This is a genomic window from Campylobacter sp. CCUG 57310 (genome assembly GCF_013201975.1).
GTDB classification, from domain to species: domain Bacteria; phylum Campylobacterota; class Campylobacteria; order Campylobacterales; family Campylobacteraceae; genus Campylobacter_A; species Campylobacter_A canis.
Map to the genome: position 1 here is coordinate 467624 of NZ_CP053845.1, position 20101 is coordinate 487724.

Genomic DNA, 20101 nt, shown 5'->3' on the forward strand with positions numbered 1-20101 from the left:
ATCTTACTATGTTTTAATAAATTTTAGATATAATCCAAATCTTTTAGGAGATATCTTGAACACAAAAATAGCTATTAATTATATTGAAAATACGGTAATAACACTACTTTTTATATTTTTTATCACAGAGCATCATGTTGAATTTACGGCAGTTAAAAATATCTCTCTTTATCTTGCCTTGTTGCTTGGTTTAAGTTTGATTTTTACGAATTTTGAAAGACGAATTTCAAATATAAAATCAAATTTTTTAAATGCCAAATTTGAACTTTCTTTTCTTGGTGTTTTTGTTGCGTATGCTTTTATTGTCTCGTTATTTCCTTATAGTTATGAGTATGACTCTTTTAAAAACGCATTTAAAGAGTTTGGGCGTGGAATTGCTTTTTTATTGATTATTTTAATTTTGGCAGATGACAATAAAAATAAAGATAAAATTTTCTTCTATAGTATTTTGGCTGCATTTTTTTGCATCACTATTTATTATTGCTATCCTCTTTTTAGCGAGTTTGACAAAATTTCAAGCGCTAATTTTGAGGAGGGAAGGATTATAAATCGAAAATATGCTCTTTTTTCAGATAGATTTATGGTTTTTGTCCTTATTGCTATTTTGCTTTTTAGGCAATATTGGCTTAAATCTTTAGCTATTGTGTTTTGTTTGCTAGTTGTTGTGATGGATATATTTACGGGAGCTAGAGGAAGTTGGCTAAGCGTTTTTGTAAGCTTTGTCTTGCTGTTTGTAGCTTTATTTTTTAGCTCTTATAAGGAGTTTTTAAAAGCTAATTTTAAAAAAATAGCTGCTATTTGTATTGTTGCAACGGCTCTACTTGGATTTATATTTGCTAATTCGTCTGTTTTTATATATAAATTTTCTCAAGGAACCTACAGTTCCGGGCGCGATCTTATCTTAAAAGAGAGATTGCCGATGCTTTTTAGTAGCGATAGGGTGTTTGTGGGTCTTGGGTATGGACCTGAGCTTTACGATCAGTTTTTAAGCGATAAGATGGATGAAATCGGAATCGAGTTTTCTATGATGCAGATGTATGATTCAAGGAGGCATTGGTTTAACGATGAGCCATTTTTCATCGGAAACTATTACTATTTTGGAGTTATCGGCACTGCGGCTTTATTTTTGGCATTTATTTCGTTGTTAATATCTTCTTTTAAAGAATTTAGAAGAACTCAAAATCTGTTATTTTTAGGAGTTTTTATATCTACAATTTCGTATTTTGGCATAAGAGGACTTTTTGAAACTTACAATCTTAGAATTTTATATCTTTTTTATATGATAGGCTTTTTTGTGCTGATTAAAGCAAAATTTTCAAACCCTAGCAAAACGTAAGAAATTACTTAAATTTCCTATTTCTAAAATTAGAATACAGATTGCCGATTATAGGCGTTGAGTATATCTTTAGCTTCTTTTTAACTCTAAAGATATAGGTTTTGTCGTCTTTTGAGTTGTTTGATATGTCTATGCGACGAATTTTAAATTTATCATCGCCCACGCAGTATCCACCATCAATAACACTAAAGGCGAAGTCGTATTTGGATTTTTTGATTAATCCCATTGAAGTTTCGTTAAAGTGCCCTTTTGGCCAGCAGAAACCAAACTCTTTTTTATTTGGAAAAATTTCTTTGATTTTTTCTTGCGAGCGCTCTAGCTCATTTTTTATGCGCGCTTCATCATTATTTTTGCAAGAAAAATGTGTTGCAGTGTGACTATCGAATTCAAAGAGCCCGCTATCTCTCATCTCATAAATTTCATCTAAAGTTAAGAAATGCTCCAAATCTTCCTTATAGTCAATTTTAAAGTGAGGCTTTAATGTAAAATCAAAATTTTGGCGTTTAAATTTGCTTATATTGTCTGTAATCAAAAAGCAAACCGCAGGAATTTGAAGTTCTTTAAGGATTGGAAAAGCAAATTTGTAATTATCAAAATATCCGTCGTCAAAAGTTAGCAGCACACTCTTTCTTCTAGGATTTTTACGCTCAAACAATATATCTTTAAACTCACGGTAGTTTATAAATTTAAATCCCATATTGCAAATTTCTTGCAGTGTTTTTTCAAAAAGCTCAGGCGTTATCGTAAGATCGTCTTTGATAGGAGCGCAATGGTGCATGGTTAAAATACAAACAGGATGTGTCATAGGCTCTCCAAAAATTTTTTTATATTATCTTTTGCCGTTTGGATGTCATAATTTTGCTTTACAAACATAGAGGCATTTTTTCCGTTTTGCTTTGCTAGATTTTTGTCTTTTGTATATAAATTAATTGCTTTAGTAAGCGCATCCGTATCTTTGAATTTTACGCAAACACCTCTATCTTTAAGCAGTAAATTCATAGGTTCTATATCAAATGCAACAATAGGCCTAGAGAGCGCCATAGCCTCAAGAAGTGCAGTGGGTAGCCCTTCAGTATGGGATGGAAATACAAAAATTTCAATTCCTTTTATGATATTGGCGACATCTTTTCTAAAGCCCGTAAATATAATTTTATTTCTAAGATCTTTTTGAAAACCTGATAAAATTTCTTCTTTAACATTATCTTTGATGCCTCCGCCAAAAACTCCCCATATATTTTCATTCTCAGTCATTGCTTTTTTAAGGGAGTCTGCAAACTCATAGACTCCCTTTTTTTTATAAAGCGCAGAAAACATTCCTACGGTTATAGCTTCTTTTGGTATATTAAATTCTTGTTTAAAAGTAGAGTTTGAGCTGTTTAAATCATTAAAATCAACAGTGGTAGGCATATAAAAAATTTTATTTTCATCTACTCCTATATCTTTTAAATAAGCGCATATTGGCGGACTTACGGATATTATTTTATCAAATAGCCTTTTATGCATAAATTTACTAATATTGCTTTTGATAGGAAATTGATTGTGCCTCTCTCTGGCAAATTTAACTCCTTTTTTACGATAAAACACTCCTGCTATGGCACCTACCCAACTATCTGTTGAGCCGTTTGTTATAACCAAATTGATATTTTTGTCTTTGATTATTTTGCACAGTACAGGAATGCTTTTATGATAAGTTTTTTTACTCATCTTGCATTCAAAAACTTCAAATCCTTTTTCTTTGGCGACTTCTGAAATTTGAGAATTCGGATTACAAAACAGCATTGCATTATGCCCCAACTCGCGCGATAAAACCATTTCGTTTATTACTTTGTTTTGCTGACCGCCCCAATTATAAAGCGTTTCAGTGTGCAGTATGTTCATTTAGTTTTTCTTTAATTTTTGATTTTATTTCTTCTATCTCTTGAGCGTCAAATTCGACTAGACAATTACTTATTTTTGAGCCGTTGCAGCCGTCTTTTTGACAGGCCACACACTCCCAATCTTTTTGAAACACATAGTGTTTGCCCATGCCTTGATTGCCTCTTGCTTTTTCATAGCTTTGCTGCGCTTCATTGTCCCAAGGAGCCCAAATTTGCGCATTGCTCGGTCCAAAAAAAGCGATGCAAGGCGTATCGTTCGCGACTGCTATATGCATGATAGCCGTATCTACGCCGACATAAAGGGCTGATTTTTTACTAAGAGCTGCAACTTGCTTTAAATTTAATTTGCCTCCTAAATTTAAAGGAGCGGATTTGCAAATTTTAAGCACGCTTTCTAGTTTTTTTAACTCCGTTTCGTTATCGTCGCTTGTTAGCACAACTTGCACTTTAAGCTCGTTTTGACAGTAGTCGATTATCTGTGCTGCAACCTCATCGTTTATGCATTTAAACATCCATCTACTAGTTATATGCATATGCACGAAAATTTCCGGAAGCTTAAGATGAGATATCAAATTTTCATCAAATTCTATACTAACTCGCTTTGTTTTAGGCTCAAACCCAAGGGCTCTAAGAGCGTCTAAATTTATCTCAACCATATGCTTTGGAGTATCTATTTTAGGTACTTTATGGGTAATTAGTCTATTTAGTGTTTTGTTTTTGCCTTCATATCCTACGATTTTTTTAATTTTGGCGTATTTTGCTATGATGATACCGCGATCGCCTGTTGTGGTTTGCACGGCGATATCGTATTTTTCTTTTTTTATGGCGTGTATGTATTTTAGTTCTGTTATCACTTTTTTAAAAAAGCTTGAATTTTGCACCTTTGTCCTATCGTAGATATGGATTTTACGGATATTAGGATTTCCTTCTATCATAGCTTCGCAGCCTTTATTTAGTGCGAAATCAATATCGGCACCTGGAAAATGATAACGCAAATTTTCAATCAACGGAGTGGTTAATAACACATCTCCGATATTTCTAAATTTCATAATTAAAATTTTAAGTCTTTTTTCTTTTTTCATTTTATATATTTCCAAAATGTGTATTGAGCGTAAAGTTTTGCGATTACGTATCCGCGCCAACCGTCCATGAAGCCTTTTTTTAGGATAAAAAGCCTAAAAAACGTCCAGGTGGGATTAAAAATCGCTTTAAATTTGCTTTTTTTGGCGCCAAGGCTAGAGTAGCGATTTTGTTTGGCGATAAACTGCTCTATACTCTCGTAGGCGTAGTGCTTTAGCAGATTTTTTAATTCTCCGGTATTGCCGTTTACAACCACCTTTTCATGCACCTCTTTGTCATTGAAATTTGCTTTATTTTTGTTAAAAAGCCTGACGGTAAAATCAGGATAAAGCCCCATACTTCGCACCTCTTTACCAAAGAACAAATTTAGCCTAGCTACTTTGTAAGCATCAAATTTGGGCTCTTTAAGCACGGATAAAATTTCATCTTTTAGTAAAGGCATTATAACCTCATCGCTATCAAGAGCAAACACCCAGTCGTTACTTGCAAACTCTATTGCAGCGCGCTTTTGCTTGCCAAATCCAAGCCAGCTTTGATGCTGAAATTTGACATTTTCAAACTGCTTGCAAATTTGCTCGGTTTTATCGCTTGAGCCGCTATCAAGCACTATGATCTCATCCGCAAAACTCGCACTTTGTAAAACTTCTTTTAAGTATTTTTCGCTGTTAAAAGTTAAGATCACGACGCTTAGCATCTATAAATTTCCTCGTTAAAATGCTTAAATCGCTTATGAAACCAAAAATACTCATCAGGCTTTTCTCTTATAAATTTTTCTGTCGCATCCGCTTGGGCTTGCGTGGCTTTTAAAACGGCCTCTTCTTTATCAAATTCCTTAACGTCAATCGGCTCAAAAAAGCAAATTTCGCTTTTGTTTTTATCTTGCGTTCTTATAAAGGCAGGGATGATAATCGCACCAGTTTTTTGGGCTAAAATGCTTGCCGCAGGCGTATGAAGAACTTTTTTGCCAAAGAAATTTACTTCTATGCCGTCACTTTTTGCAGTGTTTTGATCAACTAAAATCCCAACAGGTCTGTGCTCTTTAATGCTTTTTATGATCTGCTTTGCCCCACCTGTTTTATCGATCATGAGTATATCAAATTGCGTGCGATTTTTGGCTAAAATTTTTTGCATTGCCGGGCTATCAAGTTCTCTTCCTACGACCGCGGCTTTTCCAAATTTAGCAGCCATCGCAAGAGCAAAAAGCTCCCATTCGCCGTAATGCGCGGTTTGAACTATTATCGGGCGATTTGCATTTGATGCGTTTTCAAAAATTTCAACATTTTTAAAGCTAACTTTATCTAAAACTTTTTGTTTTGTCGTGTCTTGATTTTTGATGAAATTTATGGCGAATTTCGCGTAATTTTTATACGTGTTTTGAATGATCTCTTCGCAAACTTGCTTGTTAATCTCGCTTCCGTAGGCGAAATTTAGATTGGCCCTTATGATTTTAGTGTGCTTTTTGTCAAATTTATAAAATAAAAACGCAATAAAATTTAAAATCTGATTTAGTATAAAATCAGGCAGGATAAAAATCATAAATTTAAAAAACAGATATAAGCAAACATAGCCAAAATCACGCATTAAGCAGCCTTTTTGCGGTATTAGCAACTAGGCTTGGCGAAATTTCTCTTATGCAAAGATCGCTTTTGTCTATCTTTCTTGCATCTATTTTTTTGCCCGTGTCAATTGTCTGGTTTATGGGGGTTAAAAAAGCGTTTCTATTGCTAGGACGGTTGCCAAAAAGCGTGATAGAAGCGATGTTTTGTGCCCAAGCAAGATGGGTTATACCGCTATCGTTTCCAATCACCAAATCACACCCCGAGATAAAATCCACCATCTCTTTTAAGTTTAGCCTTTCAAGTAGCTTTGCGTGAGTGTCTTTTGCGATCTCTTTGGCTTTTGCTAGCTCTTGTTTGCCTGCATGACACAAGTAAATTTCAAAATCTTTAAGCGAATTTATGACCTCTTTAAATTTATCGTAGCACTTGCTCTCTTCGCTTGCAAAAGGCGCTATCAAAATGCGTTTAGTTTCATTTGAAGGCCGTGCGGGTATAGCACTAAAACAAGGTTGCTTTGCTAAAATTTCCTCTTTGCTGAAGCTGAAATTTAAGGCGTTTGCAACTAGGCTTAGGTTTCTAATTATGATATTTTCTTCGTAGTCAATGCTAAATTTATGCTTGTAAAAGTAGCTTGCAAAGCTTTCTTTGACGCTATTTTTATCAAATCCGTAGGTTTCATCGCCTAAAATTTTAGCAACTACGGCTGATTTGATAAGTCCTTGAAGGTCTATTATCACGTCAAATTCGCTCAAATTTTTTAAGATCTTATAGCTTGTTTTAAACTCTTTTTTCTTTAGCAGCAAGCTTACAAGCCTGTCTATCAAAGGATGATCCTTTAAAATTTCGCTAAATCTCTCATCTGCTATCCATGTTATGCGTGCGGCGGGCAAATTTCTTTTGATAAATTGCAATACTATGCTTGCGTGAATGATGTCGCCAAGAGAGGAGAGCTTAATGATGGCAATGCTTAAATTTGAGCCTTTAAAATCAGAATTCATTTACCGCTTTGTCTTAAAATTTGATATGATTTTACAAATATTTGGCTAAAAAAGGTTTGAAATGGCTAAAAATTATATCTGCGTGTTTGACTGCGAGACCATCCCGGATGTGGCGCTTTTACGCCAAATTTATGGCTATAAGGGCGATGATTTAAGCGTTTGTAAGCAGGCGTTTGCAGCTCAAAAAGAACTTAGCGGAAGCGAGTTTTTGCCGGTGTGTTTTCATAAAGTTGTTGCTATCTCTGCTGTTATGGCGGATGAATTTGGTAAATTTTTGCGAGTTAGCACGATGAAAGGAGCCAACGAACATGAAATTTTGGCTAAATTTATAGGATTTTTAAACGAACACAACCCGCGCCTAGTTAGCTTTAACGGGCGAGGATTTGATCTGCCTATGATAATGGTGCGTGCCATGAGATATAACCTTTCAAGTCCGGCTTACTTCGAGAGTGAAAATAAAGAGCTTAACAAAAACAAATGGGAGAACTACCGAAGCCGTTATGACGGACGATTTCATCTTGATTTGCTTGATCATATCAGCGATTTTCGCGCCGTTAGCGGACTTAAGCTTGATACGCTTTGTGCGAGCTTAAATTTGCCGGGCAAATACGACGTGCATGGCGATCAGGTAACTGATATGTTTTTTAGAGGTGAGCTTGCCAAGATAAATGAATACTGCGAATCAGACACTTTAAATACATATTGGCTTTTCCTTAAATACGAGCTTTTGCGCGGAAATTTAACGAGCGAGGATTATGCAGATTTCTTAGCCGCAATGAGTGAATTTTTACTTAAAAACTGCCCTGAGATGAGCTATACTCCGGTTTTTTGCGAGGCTGTGGATATAGAGCTTGCGAGATTAAGGGGCGAGCTTGATTATGAGATTGTGCATCTCCAAGAGGACGCTTGGGATGAGGTTTATGAAGAGTTTGAGGCTGTTGATGTCGGCAAGCTTGATGAGCATTTGGCAAAGAGCGGCCTTGAAGGCTTAGTAAAAAAGGGAGGCGAGGTTAAATTAAAATCAAAATCCGAGCCTAAATTTGAAGAAAAACTACCGGAGATAAATATCGACGAGGAGTAAAACTTAAAGTTAATTTTAAGACTGAAGAGGCTAAATTTTGACTTAAATTGATGTAAGTTTTAAGAAAAAATAAGTAGGATTAAGTCAAAACTTAGTTTAGATATGATTAATTTGCTTAAATGAAATTTAAATTATTTTAAAAGGTGAGTTATGTGTAAAAAATCATTACCAATCATTTTTTTGGTGGCTTGTACTATGGTATTTTCAGGATGTGCCCAAAAAAGCGGTGCTAAAAAGATAGACGATATACAAGGGCTTTATAAGTATAAGGATGGATATTACGTAGTAGGCGATAAATATAGTTTTAAGATAAACGAAACTTCAAAAGTTGATGATGCCAAGCGTTTTTATAGTAGCGAATTTGGAAGTAAGATAGAAGATGATTTTGCTTCAGTATGTATATATGAAGAAGAAAAGAAGATGGTGGGCACTTATATCATATTTCTTGATAAGAAGCTATTTTCAAATGAGAGATATGAGAAGCTAAAAGTATCTTTTGAGATGTTTGATCCGAGTAAAAATATACAAGGAGCTCATATCATGAAAAGTTTTTTAGAATCTGGCTATATAACTGGATATTATTATCTAAGTGGAGATATAATAAATATAAACAATAGCAAGAAAAAAGAGATATTAAAATTCGGTAAATTTGAAAATCCTATCAAAGTTTATACGGATAAAGAGTGTAAAGAGCGTGGGATAAATTTTGAAAGTGTAGGCTTAGTTGCTTTTGGTACATTGGGGCTTGCTGCTAATGTGGCGTTATATGTTGCCGTGCCCCCACTTTTGATAGTTCCTGCGACATTTGTTGTTGGTCGTATGTTTGTTTGCATGTTGGGCGGTAGATGTAGTTAAAATTTAAAGGAATGCAGATGAAAATTTTATTAACGGGAACCGCGGGGTTTATCGGATATCACCTGTCTTTAGCGCTTGCAAAGCGTGGCGATGAGGTCGTGGGGTTTGATAATATAAATGACTATTATGATGTAAATTTAAAATATGCAAGGCTTGAAAACGCGGGCTTTAGCAGACAAGATATTAAAGAAAATGAGCTCATAACATCTAAAAAATATCCGAATTTACATTTTATTAAAGCTGATTTGGCTGATTTGGCCGCGCTTGAGAGGCTTTTTGGCGAATTTAAATTCGATTGTATCGTAAATTTAGCCGCTCAAGCCGGAGTTCGTTATTCACTCATAAACCCTCATGCTTACGTGCAAAGCAATCTGGTCGGATTTGTAAATTTACTTGAGTGCGCGCGCAAATTTGAGCTTAAAAATTTTGTCTACGCAAGCTCAAGCTCGGTTTATGGATTAAACGAAACAATGCCTTTTAGCACTCAGCACAGCACCGAACATCCTATAAGCTTATATGCCGCAAGCAAAAAGAGCAATGAGCTTATGGCGCACACTTATAGCCATCTTTTTGGCTTGCCGACTACGGGACTTAGGTTTTTTACGGTGTATGGACCTTGGGGGCGACCTGATATGGCGCTGTTTTTGTTTGTCGATGCGGCGCTTAAAAATAAGGAGATAGACGTCTTTAATCACGGAAAGATGAAGCGCGATTTTACCTATATCGATGACATCGTAAAAGGCATAGTTAAATGCGTGGATAATCCTGCGCGCAAAAACGAATCTTGGAGTGGCTCAAATCCCGATCCTGCCACATCAAAAGCGCCTTATAAAATTTACAATATCGGGAACAATAATCCAGTTGAGCTGATGGATTATATAAAGGCTATCGAGATAAAAATCGGGCGCGAGATAAAGAAAAATTTCATGCCTATACAAGCAGGCGACGTGCCTGCTACATATGCCGATGTGAGCGGGCTGATCAATGATTTTGATTATAAGCCAAGCACAAGCGTAAATGATGGCGTGGCGAAATTTATGGAGTGGTATGTGGAGTTTTACGGGGTTAAAATTTGAGAATTTTTACTCTTGTTTTGCTGTTTTTTGCTGCTCTTGTTCTGCCTTCTTTGGCTGGCGAGCAAGCAAGTAAAAACACAAAATTTGAGCTTTTAAAGCTTAGCGAATTTGACCAAAGAGGCGTAAGCGGGTATCTAGTAAGCGAAAAGCTTGACGGCGTTAGAGCTTATTGGGACGGAGAAAATTTACTCTCAAGAAGCGGTAAAAAGATAAACGCTCCTAAAAATTTCACTTTGTATTTTCCGCCTTTTGCGCTTGACGGTGAGCTTTATACGAAACGAGGCGAGTTTGAAAAAATCCAGTCGATAGTGATGGATAAAAAGCCTGACGAAAAAGCTTGGCAAGAGATCAAATTTTACGTTTTTGACGTTCCAAGCGATGAAAAAGGATTGCTTAAACGCTTTGAAAAACTTGAAAATTTTCTACTGAAAAATGAGCTTAGCGGCGAAAAAATAAAGATAATCAAGCAGATAAAATTAAGAGATAATGCCCATCTTGAAGAAATTTTAGATGAGATAATTGCATTTGGCGGCGAAGGCGTGGTGGTTCGCAAGCCAAATTTAGCCTATCATCACGGCAGAAGTAAAAACGATATGAAATATAAAAAATTTAAAGACGCAGAGTGCAAGGTCGTTTCGCTTAATGAAGGCAGTGGCAAATTTAAAGGCAAATTAGGCTCCGTAACTTGCGAAACGAGCGATAAAAAGCGTTTTAAGATAGGCTCAGGTTTTAGCGATGAGGAGCGAATAAATCCGCCAAAAATCGGCGAAGTGATAACATATAAATTTCAAAATTTAACCGCAAACGGAATTCCTAGATTTTCTGTTTTTGTAAGAGTTAGAAAGGATTAAGAAGCCGTTTTACTGACCCCAAATGGCTTTTGTATTAAATTTTATAATTTTTAAGACTTAAATTTAAGATTTATGACTTATATTTATTTTCAAGTTTTTTATTTTTTTATTTCGGTATCCTTAAAAAAATCGCAAATATCACATTTAAATAGTTTGGATAGCTTAAATAGATGCAGCAGGTTAAAGTGTTTGCCGTGAGCATTATTTTCCATATTGGCGTGAAATCCGCTTGATGCTTGCCCTATACTCAGAGCTGTTTCTAGCTGACTCAAACTCCTATCCTGCCTAATTTTCTTTACGTTTGAAGCAACAGTATCTAAAAATTTATTATTCTCTTCTTCTGTCGTTATTTCCGGTAAATTTAGCATTTCATTCCTATAGAAAAGTTTTCTATAGGTTTATTTAGTATAAAATCTATTTACAATTTGTTATAGAAATCATTTCTATAGAGATTATTAAAATTTAAAAAGGAGTTAAGCTATGAATGTAGATAAACATTTTTTAAAAAAAATAGCATTTTTGGGTTCAATACCTAATCAGCTCAAAAATAATCCATATTTAGATATTTTAACAACAGTGGATTTATTGTATGGAACTTTTAGTGACAAGCAAGATATGTATGATTTTATTTTATGTTCATTAGACCACTTGAATCAAGTCAAAGATGAAATATCTGTAGATTTTTTGAAAAACTGTACAGTTTCTGAATATGAATTTCATGGGCATCGGCACAAAATTAATCTTGGATTTCAAGTTCTTATTGACGAAACAAGCAAAATATCGAGTATTGCTACAAATCCAAGATTATTTACGGAAATGTTTTTAAAATCAAAAGATGATAAAATTTATATATCTGATAATGACTATATTGAAGTATTTAGTGCCGTGCTAGGGATAATATTAACAGACTATTTTCTCTTAGAACAGGATTTTGCTAAGCTAGCTAAAAAAGGAGTTTCTCAAAGACTTGAAAGCGGAAATGTATTTGTTGATATGATCCAAGACTTGGTTTTGTTTCAGAGTGAGAATCAAAAATTAGGTTTTAAAAATATTTCTATGGATCATCAGTTAATATATGCATATGCAAAGAGGTTTGCAATATACGGCTTGTACGCACAGGGAACTTTTACGTCCGATGGGCAAGTAAATTATGAGAACGTAAAATTCCAAGATAATTTTTGGCATAAAATATCTATTTCTACTATTCCTAAATACATAAAAACAGAAAAAATATTTCAAATTGTTGATTTTGAAAGACAAACTAAGGCTAAGTTAATTGCTATTGATTTTGCTAAAACTTATGATTAAAGATTGAATAAAAAATTTATAAAGTTATCTAAGTGGGTTCATTATTGTGATTTTAAAGTTATTAGTTATGATAGCAAGCTGATTGAAAAGTTAATTTGAATAAATAAACCCTACCCGAATAGTTCGGATAGGGTTATTAAAAACTTCTTAATTAAAGTTTAGATTTTTAACGTCTTCGTCAAGCTTCTTTAGTCTGTCTGACGGAGGAGTACCGACTAGACCATGGTGAAGCTCAATCTTAGCAGGTGGCTCAGGTATAGTAGCTTGTTGTGTTAGAGCTATTGTTATACCGTATTTAGATAGAGCGTTAGCTAGGTGTAGCTGACCCTCTCTTGCTACCGATTGGCATTGGCCTGTGATTCTTGCAGCCTCTTGTGGTCCGTGGAATCCATAGCTGTTTTCGCTAAACGCAAAGTCCCATCTGATGTGAGCTTTTCTTTGCATCCATAACGGCTCTTTTAGCACTTCGCTTATAGCCTTTTTCTGCTCATCGGCATTAAGTCCTGCGAACTCTTTATGTTTAGCTAGCTCCGCTCTTGCGGTTTTTAGATCTTCGATTAGAGACAATAGATCGTTTTCACAATTTCTAAGCTCGTGAGCGTGGCGATTTTGTATAAACATAATTCTATCTCTTAGCTCATCTTCGCTTTGCATATGGCAAGTTTTGCAACTAGCCGTTATGTCTGCAAACGGAGTTTGAATTGTATGGTTTGTAACTTTCGTAGCTCCAACTCTTTTATAAGGCATATGGCAATCAACGCATGTTACGCCGCTTCTAGCGTGAACGCTGGTTGAGTGTAGCTCTGCTTCAGGGTGTTGCATCTTAATCATCTTAGCGTCTGTTTGTTTGTGTCTATAATCTGCTTGGAATAGACCCTTGTCATGCACTTCGTCAAAATACTCGTCAAACATCTCTATTTTAAAAGGTTCGTCTTTAGGCCATTTTGTCCATGGGAAAACTAGATCCGCGTTTAATCCAGGGTAGTATTCAACGTGGCATTGCATACAGACATAATCTCTCATTTCGGCTCTTGTGGCCTTAATGCCTTGTTTTAAATCGGCCTCATAGCCACGCTTAACCATTGCATTAACAAAGCCCGGTCTTGTAACTCTTAAGCTCATATCGTCAGGGTTGTGACAGTCAGCACAGCTTGAGCCAAGGTGAGAGCCGCCGTAAGGGTCTTTGCCGTGTTTTTCTTCAACCATTTTCATAACGTCAAAATATGGAATAGAGTTCATTTTCGTCCAAGCTAGCTTTCTTTTTTCTCCGTTTTCTTTATCTACTTCAAAAAAGCCCATTTCAAGCTTGCTTGACTCGGTAGGATTAGCTTGTAAAATTTTATCATAATCAGGATCGTTCATGATTGCAGTTAAGTGTCCGGTGTGGCAGTTTACACAAAATCCCGGTTGTCCGTTAAATGCAGGAAGGCCGTGAGCGTTTAGATACTCTTTATTATTTCTCATAGTTTCGATTTGATCAATTTGAGAATAAAAATGAAGTCTAGGTCTGTTATAATCTACCGCAAATGCATATCCTTGCCAGAAAACCGTAGCTGCAGGCCATCTCATAAGCTTGCTGTATGGAAGCGAACCGGCAAAAGGCGTTTCAAAGAAAATATCTTTCATAGCTACCGTGTCATCGTATTGAGTCGGGAAATTTTTGCCCCACTCTCTGATATCAGGGTTTAAGTCGCTAACTTTGTTAAGCATTAGAGGATAATGCCTCTCTTGCGCCTTTTTCTCACTGATATCGCTAAATAGTGCAAACATTGCCGCACCTCCGATAACAGCTATAATAAAAATTATGCTAAAAAATAGCTTGTTTTTCATTTTAACTCCTTGATGTTGTATTAGTAATTATGAGCATGACCTACTTGCCTGTGGCAAGATACACAGCTTAATGATTCGTTTTGGATATTTGCATCGCCGCCGTGAGCTTTAGCATTTACCGAGGCTGCGGCATACTCTCCATGACACTCTATGCAGTTGTTTTGGATGACTCTTTTGCTCTTTGCGTTAGCCGTAAAAGGTACGGGATTATCTTTAGCCGTAAAAGCGTAGCTGTGCCCAAAACCGCTCTCAGCTTTCATCATCCATTTGCCTATAAAGTCATGAGGGACATGACAATCGTTACAGGTTGCAACGTGCTGATGACCGCCTCTTTCCCAGCTTTCAAACACCTGATTCATAACATGGCAGTTTTTGCAAGCCAATGGATCATCGCTCATATATGAAAAGCCTTTTGCATATACGAAGGTATAAAGCCCATGACCTAAAACAACACCGATGCTAAGCACAAGGATGAGAGTAGCCAAGAAATAAGGTTGCTTTTTAGCCTTTTGTATGACTTTCAAAAAACCTCCTTATGGATAAAATAATATTGAGTAATGATACAGTCTTTAAATGAAAGATTAATTGATTTATATCAATTCTTGATAAAAAAAGTCAAATATAATAATAACATTGTGTAAAAAACAGCTCTGTAACAAATAAGTTACTAATTAAATATAGTTTAAATATCATTAAAAATACCAAATATTTTATTACTCTTTATTAATAAGACATTTGATAAAATTAGCAAAATTTATGCCAAAGGTTTTTGATGAATATTTTAATAACAGGAGGGGCGGGCTATATAGGCTCTCATGTTTTAAAAGTGCTTTTAAAAGAGAGTGAGCACAATATAACTGTCATAGACAACCTCTGCAAAGGCTCAATAAAAGCTGTTGAAGCTCTTAAGAAACTTAACAAGTTCGAGTTTGTAAATGCAAATTTGGAAGATGACTTAACTCAAATTTTTACCGAAGGAAAATTTGATGCTATTATTCATTTTGCCGCATTTATAGAGGTGTTTGAAAGCACGCAAGATCCGCTTAAATACTATCTAAACAACACCGCAAATGTAGCTAAAATTTTAACTTACTGCAAAAAATTTAACGTAAATAAATTTATCTTCTCTTCAACGGCTGCCGTTTACGGTGAGCCAGATATAAGAGAGGTTGACGAGCTAACATCGCCCAAGCCGATAAATCCATACGGCAGAAGCAAGCTAATGAGCGAGATGATCATAAAGGATTATGCAGCGGCAAATAAGAGCTTTAAATTTGCGATTTTAAGATATTTTAACGTAGCGGGTGCGGATGAAGAAGGACTTATCGGGCAAAACTATCCAAACGCCACTCATCTTATAAAGATAGCTACTCAAACAGCGCTTGGTAAGCGAGATAAAATGGGTGTATTTGGGAGTGATTATGACACGAGTGACGGTACTTGCATAAGAGATTATATACACGTAAGCGATCTTGCAGACGCGCATCTGTCTGCGCTTAAATACCTTGAAAACGGCTCTAGCGAAGTATTTAACGTAGGATATGGTAGAGGATTTAGCGTAAGAGACGTGATAAAAACGGTTAAAGAGGTTAGCGGAGTTGATTTTAAGGTGATAGATGCTCCTCGCAGGGAAGGGGATCCTGCGGTGCTTATAGCAAAATCGCAAAAGATTAGAAATTTAACCGGTTGGAAGCCAAAGCGCGATGATCTAGCACTTATCGTTAAAACCGCTCTTGAATGGGAAAGGAAAATATGAAAATAGCAGTTATAGGGACAGGTTATGTGGGGCTTGTTAGCGGCGCTTGCTTAGCTAAAATGGGCAATAGCGTGATATGCGTTGATGTGGATGAAGCTAAGATAAATGCACTTAAACAAGGCGTAGTGCCTATCTATGAGCCTGGACTTGCCGAGATGGTCAAAGAGTGCTTTGAAAACGAAACTCTTAAATTTAGCACCGATATAAAAGAGGCTTTAGCTCATGCAAGCGTGCTTTTTATAGCGGTCGGAACTCCTATGGGGGCTGACGGACAGGCTGATTTGAAATACGTCCTTCAGGTTGCAAAAAGCATCGGTGAACACATGATTCATCCTATGATCATAGTTGACAAATCAACCGTGCCTGTAGGAACTGGCGAAAAAGTGAGCGAGATTATCGCAAATGAGCTTAAAAATAGAAATTTGGATATAAAATTTGAAGTCGTTAGCAATCCTGAGTTTTTAAAAGAGGGGGCTGCGATTGAGGATTTTTTAAAGCCTGATCGTGTTGTGGTAGGTTCTAGCAGCAGTTGGGGCGAAGAGGTTATGAGAGAGCTTTATGCGCCTTTTATGAAAAATCACGATAGATTTATAGCTATGGACGTAAAGTCGGCTGAAATGACTAAATATGCTGCAAATTCTATGCTTGCTACTAAAATTAGCTTTATAAACGAGATAGCAAATATCTGCGAAAGAGTAGGGGCTGATGTGAATTTGGTGCGTAAAGGCATAGGAAGCGACTCTAGAATCGGCTATAGTTTCATATATCCGGGATGTGGATACGGTGGAAGCTGCTTTCCAAAGGATGTGGAGGCTCTTATTTATACGGCCAGACAAAACGGATTTGAGCCCGAGCTTTTAAATGCTGTCGAAGCCAGAAATAAGGCTCAAAAACGAGTTTTATTTGATAAAATTTATAAGTTTTTCGGAGGCGATTTAAAAGGCAAAAAAATAGCTCTTTGGGGACTTGCTTTTAAGCCAAATACCGATGATATGAGAGAGGCTAGCTCACTTACTCTTATAAATTTGCTTGAAAAAGAGGGGGTGGATATCATAGCCTACGATCCAAAAGCGATAAACGAGGCTAAAAAATATCTTCCAAATTCAACCGTAAAATATGTAAAAAGTAAATATGATGCACTTGATGAGAGCGACTGTATGGCGCTTTTAACGGAGTGGAGCGAGTTTAGATCGCCTGATTTTCATGAGATGAAAAATCGCATGAAAAATCCTGTGATTTTTGACGGAAGAAATCAGTATAATGGTAAAATTTTAAAAGATCTTGGATTTAAATATTTTCAAATAGGAGTAAAATCATGAAGAAATTCACATTTTTATTGGCTTTGCCTGCGATTATTTTTGCGAGTAATCAATTGGTTGATAATAAAATAGAGCTTAAAAAGCTTGAAGACGAAGGAAATTATAAGATTGAAGTGATCTTTGGCAAAGAGCTTAAAGTTGATTGCAACAATCACTTTTTAGGAGGCGGAAAACTTAAAGAAAAGCCTTCAAAAGAGCCTATTGCGCTTTATGAATTTGACGCCAAAGCCGAGCTTGCCTCAACTATGATGTTGTGTCCTGACGGCAAAAAGAGTAAAAAGTTTGTTCATTACTCTTTTACAAAAATGTTTGATTATGATAGTTACACGCCGATTGTTATTAAAGCGCCTAAAGATGTCATAGTAAAGTATAAAATTTATAAAAAGATAGATGAAAAACACACAGAGGCAGTAAAATAAAGATGAAAATAGCAGTGATCGGTCTAGGATATGTCGGACTACCGCTAGCGGCAGCCTTTAGCGAGAAATACGATGTAATAGGTTTTGATATTAATAAATCTCGCATACAAGAGCTTAAAGACGGATTTGATCGCACACTTGAGCTTGATAGCCATCAGATGCGAAAAGCGATAGAAAACGGGATGAAATTTAGCACCGATTTGGATGACATAAAAGATTGTAGGCTTTTTATCGTTACCGTTCCCACGCCCATAGATAAAAACAAACGCCCCGACTTAACACCTGTGATAAAAGCTAGCCAGAGTGTGGTGAAAGTGCTTAAAAAAGGCGATATAGTAGTATATGAAAGCACCGTTTATCCTGGCGTTACCGAGGAGATTTGCGTGCCTATTTTAGAAAGTTCGGGGCTTAAATTTAATGAGGACTTTTACTGCGGTTACTCTCCTGAGCGGATAAATCCTGGCGATAAAGAGCACACCGTAACTAAAATAAAAAAAATCACCTCAGGCTCAACACCGCAGATAGCAGGTAAGATCGATCAAATTTACGCAAGTGTAATTACCGCAGGCACTCATAAAGCCCCAAGCATTAAGGTAGCAGAAGCCGCAAAGGTGATAGAAAATACTCAGCGCGATATAAATATAGCTTTTATTAACGAGCTTGCAATGATATTTAATAAGATGAATATCGATACAAACGCGGTTTTAGAAGCTGCCGGCACGAAGTGGAATTTCTTAAATTTTCGCCCGGGTCTAGTGGGAGGCCACTGTATCGGCGTGGATCCTTACTATCTTACTCACAAGGCTCAAGAGCTTGGCTTTCACCCTGAAATTATCCTTGCAGGACGCAGAATAAACGATAATATGGGCAGATACGTAGCTGGCGAAGTCGTAAAGCTAATGATAAAAAACGGCGTTAAGATAAGCGACGCTAAAGTGCTTGTGTTTGGACTTACCTTTAAGGAAAATTGCCCCGATATAAGAAATTCTCGTGTTATAGACGTTATAGATGAGCTTAAGGATTTTGGTTGCGGAGTTGACGTGCATGATCCTTGGGCGGATGCTCAAGAAGTGCAAAAAGAGTATGGCTTAAATCCGCTTGAAAATTATGATGCAAGCAACTATGACTGCGTAGTTATAGCGGTCGCTCACGATAAATTTAAAGGGCTAAATTTAAGCGATACGCTAGTTTATGATATCAAAAATATCTACCCAAAAGCCGATGCGAGACTTTAGAATTTGTTTATAAATTTAATCAGCTCGGTTGTCGTTTTTGTCGTATATTTGGGAATAAATTTTTTTCTAACTCCTTATATACTAAAAAGCCTTGGAAACGAGGCTTACGGCTTTGTCGGGCTTGCTAACGCTATCGTCGCATACGCTTCGGTCGTTACCGTGGCTATAAATTCCGTAAGCGGGCGATTTGTCGCGTATGAGTGGCACAGAGGCGATATAAAAAAGGCAAATGACTATTACTCCTCGGTTCTAGCCGTAAATATAATATTTTCATTTGCCATAGCCGCTATTTCGGCAGTTTTTATCTTAAATCTAAGTCGCGTTTTAAACGTGCCTGAATATCTTACACATGACGTGCGGCTTACTTTTATATTTTATTTTATAAATTTTTGCGTAGGACTTTTTAACGGTGTAATCTCCGTATGCGCCTTCGTGCGAAATAAGCTTTATCTGATATCCGTTCGAAACGCTATTTCTATGGTGATTTTAGCCGCTCTTATAGTGGCTCTTTTTTACTTTTTTAAGCCGATGATAGCCTATATCGCAATTTCTGCGCTTGCATCTTCGGTTTTTGTGTTTTTTAGCACCGTTTTTATCTCTTCAAAAATTACTCCAGAGCTTAAATTTACTCTTTCAAATTTTAATTTTTCGATGATAAAAGAGCTTGCAAGCTCGGGAATTTGGAATAGTTTTAACGCCTTAAACCGCATACTTTTAACGGGAATGGATCTATTTATCTGCAATATCTTTTTAAACGCGAATTTGACGGGAATTTTAGCCGTAGCAAAGGCCGCTCCTATCATACTTGAAAGCTTTGTGGCTCAGCTTAGCACGATCTTTGCGCCTAAATTCGTGCAGCTTTACTCTCAAAAAAACCTACGCGCACTAATAGCTGAAGCTAAATTTGCCATGAAAGTGGTTGCTTTTATCATGAGCGTTCCTGTAGCTATTTTCGTAGTTTTCGGGCTGGAATTTTACACTCTTTGGCTGCCGTTTAAAACGAGTGATGAGATAAATTTGATCTATAATCTTTCTATCATAACTCTTGTTCCGATCTTGCTTATAGGCTATGTATTTGCGCTGTTTAACATAGATAGCGCGACAAATAAACTGCGCCGACCGGCGATAGCAAATACTATTTTGGGAGTGAGTACTATCGCCGCTCAAATTTGGATTTTGAAATTTAGTGACTACGGAATTTACGGAATTGTCGTTGTCGGAGCGATATTTTACTCTATTCGCATAGTTTGCTTTGATCTTATAAACGCTGCGTTAAATTTGCGTATAAGATTAAGTGCTTTTTATCCTCTGTTTTTTAGAAATTTGGCTATGTTTGCACTGACTTGCGCGATTTTTTGTGGAGCTGCTAAATTTGTTGAGATTACAAACTGGACGGGATTTATCTGTTTTTCGCTGATATTTTTATTTGCAGGATACGGGATTAATCTATTTTTAATTTTTAGCAAAGATGAGCGGACGGCTTTATTAAATAAAGTAAAGAGTAAATTTAAAAGGCTTTAA

The 20101-nt window shown here is 36.4% G+C and carries 20 protein-coding genes; 11 read left to right on the plus strand and 9 right to left on the minus strand.

All coding sequences use genetic code 11. The features are described 5' to 3' along the window. Nucleotides 1–55: 55 nt before the first annotated feature. Nucleotides 56–1336, plus strand: coding sequence for an O-antigen ligase (locus CORI_RS02365; RefSeq protein WP_173030653.1), 1281 nt, complete (start codon nucleotides 56–58; stop codon nucleotides 1334–1336). Between the two features lie 4 nt (nucleotides 1337–1340). Here the strand turns inward: CORI_RS02365 and CORI_RS02370 are convergent, their stop codons facing one another. Genes CORI_RS02370 through waaC form a run of 6 tightly spaced genes read right to left on the minus strand, consistent with a single transcriptional unit; the run spans nucleotide 1341 to nucleotide 6850 of the window. Then, complete coding sequence (locus CORI_RS02370) at nucleotides 1341–2141, minus strand: polysaccharide deacetylase family protein (RefSeq protein WP_173030654.1); 801 nt, start codon at nucleotides 2139–2141, stop codon at nucleotides 1341–1343. Continuing rightward, complete coding sequence (locus tag CORI_RS02375) at nucleotides 2138–3214, minus strand: glycosyltransferase family 4 protein (protein ID WP_173030655.1); 1077 nt, start codon at nucleotides 3212–3214, stop codon at nucleotides 2138–2140. The genes CORI_RS02370 and CORI_RS02375 overlap by 4 nt, the downstream gene beginning before the upstream one ends. Further along, nucleotides 3195–4295, minus strand: a complete 1101-nt coding sequence (gene rfaQ, locus CORI_RS02380) for a putative lipopolysaccharide heptosyltransferase III (RefSeq protein WP_173030656.1) — start codon at nucleotides 4293–4295, stop codon at nucleotides 3195–3197. Before rfaQ ends, CORI_RS02375 begins: the two co-directional genes overlap by 20 nt. Beyond that, the gene (locus CORI_RS02385) at nucleotides 4292–4987 is read right to left on the minus strand and encodes a glycosyltransferase family 2 protein (RefSeq protein WP_173030657.1); all 696 of its coding nucleotides are present in this window, start codon (nucleotides 4985–4987) and stop codon (nucleotides 4292–4294) included. Before CORI_RS02385 ends, rfaQ begins: the two co-directional genes overlap by 4 nt. Continuing rightward, nucleotides 4981–5874: a lipid A biosynthesis lauroyl acyltransferase gene (locus tag CORI_RS02390; RefSeq protein WP_173030658.1), complete on the minus strand. Its 894-nt coding sequence runs from the start codon at nucleotides 5872–5874 to the stop codon at nucleotides 4981–4983. The genes CORI_RS02385 and CORI_RS02390 overlap by 7 nt, the downstream gene beginning before the upstream one ends. Further along, complete coding sequence (waaC, locus tag CORI_RS02395; protein WP_173030659.1) at nucleotides 5867–6850, minus strand: lipopolysaccharide heptosyltransferase I; 984 nt, start codon at nucleotides 6848–6850, stop codon at nucleotides 5867–5869. Before waaC ends, CORI_RS02390 begins: the two co-directional genes overlap by 8 nt. Nucleotides 6851–6911: 61 nt before the next feature. Here waaC and CORI_RS02400 point away from each other — a divergent pair, with 61 nt between their 5' ends. The 4 genes from CORI_RS02400 to CORI_RS02415 all read left to right on the plus strand — a co-directional run bounded on the left by CORI_RS02400 (nucleotide 6912) and on the right by CORI_RS02415 (nucleotide 10713). Further along, entirely contained in the window at nucleotides 6912–7931 is a 1020-nt protein-coding gene (locus CORI_RS02400; RefSeq protein WP_173030660.1) for a 3'-5' exonuclease, read from the plus strand. A 150-nt stretch (nucleotides 7932–8081) separates the two neighbouring features. Continuing rightward, the gene (locus CORI_RS02405; protein WP_173030661.1) at nucleotides 8082–8786 is read left to right on the plus strand and encodes a hypothetical protein; all 705 of its coding nucleotides are present in this window, start codon (nucleotides 8082–8084) and stop codon (nucleotides 8784–8786) included. A gap of 17 nt (nucleotides 8787–8803) precedes the next feature. Continuing rightward, complete coding sequence (locus tag CORI_RS02410; RefSeq protein WP_173030662.1) at nucleotides 8804–9862, plus strand: NAD-dependent epimerase; 1059 nt, start codon at nucleotides 8804–8806, stop codon at nucleotides 9860–9862. Nucleotides 9863–9903: 41 nt separating this feature from the next. Then, nucleotides 9904–10713, plus strand: coding sequence for a DNA ligase (locus CORI_RS02415; protein WP_254064970.1), 810 nt, complete (start codon nucleotides 9904–9906; stop codon nucleotides 10711–10713). A 98-nt stretch (nucleotides 10714–10811) separates the two neighbouring features. On the opposite strand, the gene CORI_RS02420 is transcribed toward CORI_RS02415, so the two are convergent. After that, nucleotides 10812–11081, minus strand: a complete 270-nt coding sequence (locus CORI_RS02420) for an XRE family transcriptional regulator (protein ID WP_173030664.1) — start codon at nucleotides 11079–11081, stop codon at nucleotides 10812–10814. 112 nt (nucleotides 11082–11193) lie between these two features. On the opposite strand from CORI_RS02420, the gene CORI_RS02425 reads away from it, so the two are divergent. Then, complete coding sequence (locus CORI_RS02425; protein WP_173030665.1) at nucleotides 11194–12021, plus strand: hypothetical protein; 828 nt, start codon at nucleotides 11194–11196, stop codon at nucleotides 12019–12021. 147 nt (nucleotides 12022–12168) lie between these two features. Here the strand turns inward: CORI_RS02425 and CORI_RS02430 are convergent, their stop codons facing one another. Together CORI_RS02430 and nrfH are read right to left on the minus strand one after the other, a co-directional pair. Beyond that, nucleotides 12169–13851, minus strand: coding sequence for an ammonia-forming cytochrome c nitrite reductase subunit c552 (locus tag CORI_RS02430; protein ID WP_173030666.1), 1683 nt, complete (start codon nucleotides 13849–13851; stop codon nucleotides 12169–12171). 20 nt (nucleotides 13852–13871) lie between these two features. Further along, nucleotides 13872–14375, minus strand: a complete 504-nt coding sequence (gene nrfH, locus CORI_RS02435; RefSeq protein WP_249934646.1) for a cytochrome c nitrite reductase small subunit — start codon at nucleotides 14373–14375, stop codon at nucleotides 13872–13874. Between the two features lie 248 nt (nucleotides 14376–14623). On the opposite strand from nrfH, the gene galE reads away from it, so the two are divergent. From galE to CORI_RS02460, 5 genes are read left to right on the plus strand one after another with little or no spacing between them, the layout of a single operon-like run. Beyond that, on the plus strand, nucleotides 14624–15607 hold the full coding sequence (galE, locus tag CORI_RS02440; protein WP_173030667.1) for a UDP-glucose 4-epimerase GalE: 984 nt from the start codon (nucleotides 14624–14626) through the stop codon (nucleotides 15605–15607). Then, the gene (locus tag CORI_RS02445) at nucleotides 15604–16926 is read left to right on the plus strand and encodes a UDP-glucose/GDP-mannose dehydrogenase family protein (RefSeq protein ID WP_173030668.1); all 1323 of its coding nucleotides are present in this window, start codon (nucleotides 15604–15606) and stop codon (nucleotides 16924–16926) included. Before galE ends, CORI_RS02445 begins: the two co-directional genes overlap by 4 nt. Continuing rightward, on the plus strand, nucleotides 16923–17345 hold the full coding sequence (locus CORI_RS02450) for an ecotin family protein (RefSeq protein ID WP_173030669.1): 423 nt from the start codon (nucleotides 16923–16925) through the stop codon (nucleotides 17343–17345). The genes CORI_RS02445 and CORI_RS02450 overlap by 4 nt, the downstream gene beginning before the upstream one ends. 2 nt (nucleotides 17346–17347) lie before the next feature. Next, a complete protein-coding gene (tviB, locus tag CORI_RS02455; protein WP_173030670.1) occupies nucleotides 17348–18580 on the plus strand; it encodes a Vi polysaccharide biosynthesis UDP-N-acetylglucosamine C-6 dehydrogenase TviB in 1233 nt (410 codons plus the stop codon). 3 nt (nucleotides 18581–18583) lie between these two features. Next, on the plus strand, nucleotides 18584–20101 hold the full coding sequence (locus CORI_RS02460) for an MATE family efflux transporter (protein WP_173030671.1): 1518 nt from the start codon (nucleotides 18584–18586) through the stop codon (nucleotides 20099–20101).

Excerpts from the sequence above, each read along its gene's own strand:
- CORI_RS02410 (WP_173030662.1), top strand. The coding sequence starts at position 8,804 with ATGAAAATTTTATTAACGGGAACCGCGGGGTTTATCGGATATCACCTG.
- rfaQ (WP_173030656.1), bottom strand. The coding sequence starts at position 4,295 with ATGAAAAAAGAAAAAAGACTTAAAATTTTAATTATGAAATTTAGAAAT.
- CORI_RS02390 (WP_173030658.1), bottom strand. The coding sequence starts at position 5,874 with ATGCGTGATTTTGGCTATGTTTGCTTATATCTGTTTTTTAAATTTATG.
- CORI_RS02450 (WP_173030669.1), top strand. The coding sequence starts at position 16,923 with ATGAAGAAATTCACATTTTTATTGGCTTTGCCTGCGATTATTTTTGCG.
- CORI_RS02430 (WP_173030666.1), bottom strand. The coding sequence starts at position 13,851 with ATGAAAAACAAGCTATTTTTTAGCATAATTTTTATTATAGCTGTTATC.
- CORI_RS02405 (WP_173030661.1), top strand. The coding sequence starts at position 8,082 with ATGTGTAAAAAATCATTACCAATCATTTTTTTGGTGGCTTGTACTATG.
- CORI_RS02400 (WP_173030660.1), top strand. The coding sequence starts at position 6,912 with ATGGCTAAAAATTATATCTGCGTGTTTGACTGCGAGACCATCCCGGAT.
- CORI_RS02425 (WP_173030665.1), top strand. The coding sequence starts at position 11,194 with ATGAATGTAGATAAACATTTTTTAAAAAAAATAGCATTTTTGGGTTCA.
- waaC (WP_173030659.1), bottom strand. The coding sequence starts at position 6,850 with ATGAATTCTGATTTTAAAGGCTCAAATTTAAGCATTGCCATCATTAAG.
- CORI_RS02420 (WP_173030664.1), bottom strand. The coding sequence starts at position 11,081 with ATGCTAAATTTACCGGAAATAACGACAGAAGAAGAGAATAATAAATTT.
- galE (WP_173030667.1), top strand. The coding sequence starts at position 14,624 with ATGAATATTTTAATAACAGGAGGGGCGGGCTATATAGGCTCTCATGTT.
- CORI_RS02385 (WP_173030657.1), bottom strand. The coding sequence starts at position 4,987 with ATGCTAAGCGTCGTGATCTTAACTTTTAACAGCGAAAAATACTTAAAA.
- CORI_RS02445 (WP_173030668.1), top strand. The coding sequence starts at position 15,604 with ATGAAAATAGCAGTTATAGGGACAGGTTATGTGGGGCTTGTTAGCGGC.
- CORI_RS02375 (WP_173030655.1), bottom strand. The coding sequence starts at position 3,214 with ATGAACATACTGCACACTGAAACGCTTTATAATTGGGGCGGTCAGCAA.
- CORI_RS02370 (WP_173030654.1), bottom strand. The coding sequence starts at position 2,141 with ATGACACATCCTGTTTGTATTTTAACCATGCACCATTGCGCTCCTATC.
- tviB (WP_173030670.1), top strand. The coding sequence starts at position 17,348 with ATGAAAATAGCAGTGATCGGTCTAGGATATGTCGGACTACCGCTAGCG.